General features: G+C 68.1%; 2 protein-coding genes. One reads left to right on the forward strand and one right to left on the reverse strand.

What is annotated here, in order from left to right; genetic code table 11:
- The coding region (locus tag RB628_RS40035) for a cytochrome P450 (RefSeq protein ID WP_318325569.1) at positions 1-345 on the forward strand (345 nt) is incomplete at its 5' end.
- 437 nt (positions 346-782) lie between these two features.
- Here RB628_RS40035 and RB628_RS40040 read toward each other — a convergent pair.
- A complete protein-coding gene (locus RB628_RS40040) occupies positions 783-2,258 on the reverse strand; it encodes an oxidoreductase (RefSeq protein ID WP_318325570.1) in 1,476 nt (491 codons plus the stop codon).
- Between the last annotated feature and the right edge of the window lie 809 nt (positions 2,259-3,067).

Consider the following 3,067-nt stretch of genomic DNA (forward strand, 5'->3'; position numbering starts at 1 on the left):
ACGACCACCTTCCGGTACACCACGGAAGCCGTCACGCTCGGCGGCACCGAGATCCCGGCCGGTGTCCCTGTGCTGGTCGCTCTTGGAGCGGCCAACCGCGATCCGGAGCGGTTCCCGTCACCAGACCAGCTCAACCTGGATCGGGATGCCGCCGGGCATCTCGGCTTCGGCCACGGCATCCACCGCTGCGTCGGCGCTCCCCTGGCCAAGGCCGAAGCCGACATCGCCCTGCGTGCGGTCCTGACCCGGTTCCCTCAGTTCCGGCTCGCCCTACTGCCCGATCAACTGCAGTGGCGACGCACCCGCCTGGTGCGCGGACTGGCCTCGCTACCCGTCCTGACGTAGCCGTCGAGTTCATAACCAGCAAACAGCCAATCGGCCGCCGGAGTCAGCTCCGGCGGCCCTTCCTGTGGCGCAGCGGGAGGCCGAGGTCGTTACCGAGCCGTCGACGCAGGGGGGACGAGCCGGTCCTGCTCGGGGGTGGCCGCATTACGACTGGGCTGGTCGGTGCCAGATCCAGCGGCGGTATGTCCGCGGCCTGGCGGAGCAGGTCGAGTAGTCGGTTCAAGCCGCGTTGGTCCCTGCGGCAGTCGGCAGCGCTCGCCGTCGCCCCAGACGACTCGCCTGCGCAGCGCGCCGGACTCGGCGAGCCGTACGGACGTCCTGCCGCAGGGCCTCGCCGGCGGGCAGCCGTCGCGGGTTGCGCCGTGCCGCGCTCGCAAGCGCGGAGAGATGCGACCGACCTGCTGCAGGTCCCCTCCGAGCACCTCCGCCAGAGGTCTTCAGTTCTTGTTGAGTGACCGTGTAACCCCCGCGACGACCGCAGTCGTCAGCACCCAACCACTTGCGATCAGGACGTAGGCCAGCGACTGCGCCCCACTTCCTGTCCAGTACCAGGCGCTGCGCTGGCCAAGGCCACCGATGGGGATGAGCAGGTCGAGGGTGTAGACGAAGGCGTTGAACGGCGGCCCCTGACCGGGCTGGATCGGCTTGGGTGAGGATGCCGTGCTGAAGGTGGTGGTGCCCAGGATGGTCAGAGCCAGGATCCATAGCCCCGCGAGCCAGGGGCGGTAGCCGTACCCGACGGTGCCATCCAGCAGATGGCCCCAGGCTCGACCGGCAGGGCGCAGAGTGCTGCGGTAGTGCCGCTGTTTGGCCAGGAGCACGCGGCGCGCGTCTTCGTCGTGGCCGACCTGTCGGTACCAGCTCGCCAACTGTTCGTACGGTTGTGGGGCGTAGCCGGGCTCACGGCGGATCCACGCCACGCGGAGGACGGCCTTGTTGCCGTGCATGCCGTCCGTGGGCTGGAGGGAGTCGTAGACGAAACCCTCCAGCCTGACGACGTCGGGCCAGGAGCCCTCAGCGTCGTGCACAACCGCGACCCGAGCGCCTTGAAGATCTACTGCCCCGGAGGGCGGCGTGGCAGGGGTGAAGTGGAGATCACCGGCCTGCATGCGCGAGCAGTCGAGGTCCGCACCGTCCAGGACTGCGCCGTCAAAGTCCAGTCGATCCGCGATCTGTGCGCTTCGCAGCCGTATGGTGCCCTGCGCGGCGAATCCTCTGGAGAGGTTCACGGTGTCGACGATGGCGTTGTTTGCAGCCAGTGCCACTTGGCCGGGGTTGTCGATCCTGGCGCCGTCCAGGAACAGGCCGCCAGGCAAGTGCGCTCCCGGCAGCCGAATTCCGCCCCGTACGCTCAGGTCACGGCAGAACATCCCGCCCTCCATGACCAGGCCGCCGGCGAACACTGCCCAGCCCCCGGGTTCCGACAACGATGCACTGGTCAACACCAGGCCGCCGGTCACGTGGGCGTTCCTCAGAGACAGCCTGCCGTCGATGGTGGACCGCCGCAGATCAAGTCGGCCTTCGACCCGGGCCATTCCGGCGTCGAGGGCAGGCAGCCGGCAGTCGACAAACGCGACGGTCCGGGTCACGGCTTCATAGAGGCTCGGAGGCTCGTCGAACGAGCAGTTTTCGAGCCGGAACATGTGCTCGATCTGGGCCCCGGCAAGGTCAAGGCGGCCGGTGATGCGCGCGCCAGACACGCGCAGAGCAGCGATGGCACCGGACTGCCCGGAGTTTCCGCCCAACAGCAGGGCAGTCAGCACGGCGGCCCGAACCTCGGTCTCGGGCTCCGGGTGCTCACCTTGTTCTCCGTCACTGTCGGCAGCGCCCGAGCGCAGCTCTACCAGGCGCCCCTCGGGGAAGGCATCCCACAACTCGCGCTCGGCGTCAGTGAATTCCTCGTACGACAGCATCCGAGCAGGGTAACGGCGAGGCTGAATGGGACCTGATGATCCTGGACACCGAAGTCGTCGGATGACGCCCATGAAGCGGTTTTCTCGTGACACCGCCCGCCACCCCCGCCAGGCCGCGGTTTCCTGGCTTGGGCTGTTGCGCCGCACCGCCTCGTACGCCACCAGCAGCGACGCTCCCGCCGGATCCCTCCAACTGCCGGGTGCACAGTTCGACCGTCTCGGCGTCAGAGCCCTGGGGAGCGGGTCGAGGCCGACGGCTGGGTGGGCCGTGCGTTCGACCGGCGCGACAGTCGGGCGAGACTTCCCGGTCAGCCAGAGCTTCCTGCACGGCGTGCGGTAGGGCGCGGACTGACCGCGCTTCCAGTCCTTACCTAAGGGCTGACCCGTAACTGCTGGTCACGGGCCAGCCCTTAGGTGAGCGGCTGGCGCAGTCTCGTTGACATTCCTCTGGTGATATCACCAGAGGAATAGGGAGTCGGGCTGCCTGTGCCCGATGGTGGTCATCCGCCACTTGCCGGGCTCTTTCCGGATCTCCCGGTTGCCCTGCGGGGCTGCCCGGTGAGGTCGGCGAGCGATCCGTTCACTTATAGGAGATCGCGTTGGCGCCCTAGCTCCTGCCCATCGAGAGGTTCCAGCTATGTCTCGCCCGCTCGAAGAATCGCCCTACGCGTTCACCGTCCCGCCTCTGGTCGAAGCGGTGCCAGCAGCACGGGACCGCGTTGCGGACCGCGCTCGGCGGCTTGGGCTGAGTCTGGGCGAGGAACTGATCCACGACTTGAAGCTGCTCACCGGGGAACTGGTCGCGAACT

Origin of the sequence: Streptomyces sp. ADMS (assembly GCF_033441795.1) — a bacterium.
Taxonomy (GTDB): Bacteria; Actinomycetota; Actinomycetes; order Streptomycetales; family Streptomycetaceae; genus Streptomyces.

Bases quoted from the DNA above. Each gene is read 5' to 3' on its own strand.
- RB628_RS40040 (WP_318325570.1), bottom strand. From the start codon at position 2,258: ATGCTGTCGTACGAGGAATTCACTGACGCCGAGCGCGAGTTGTGGGAT.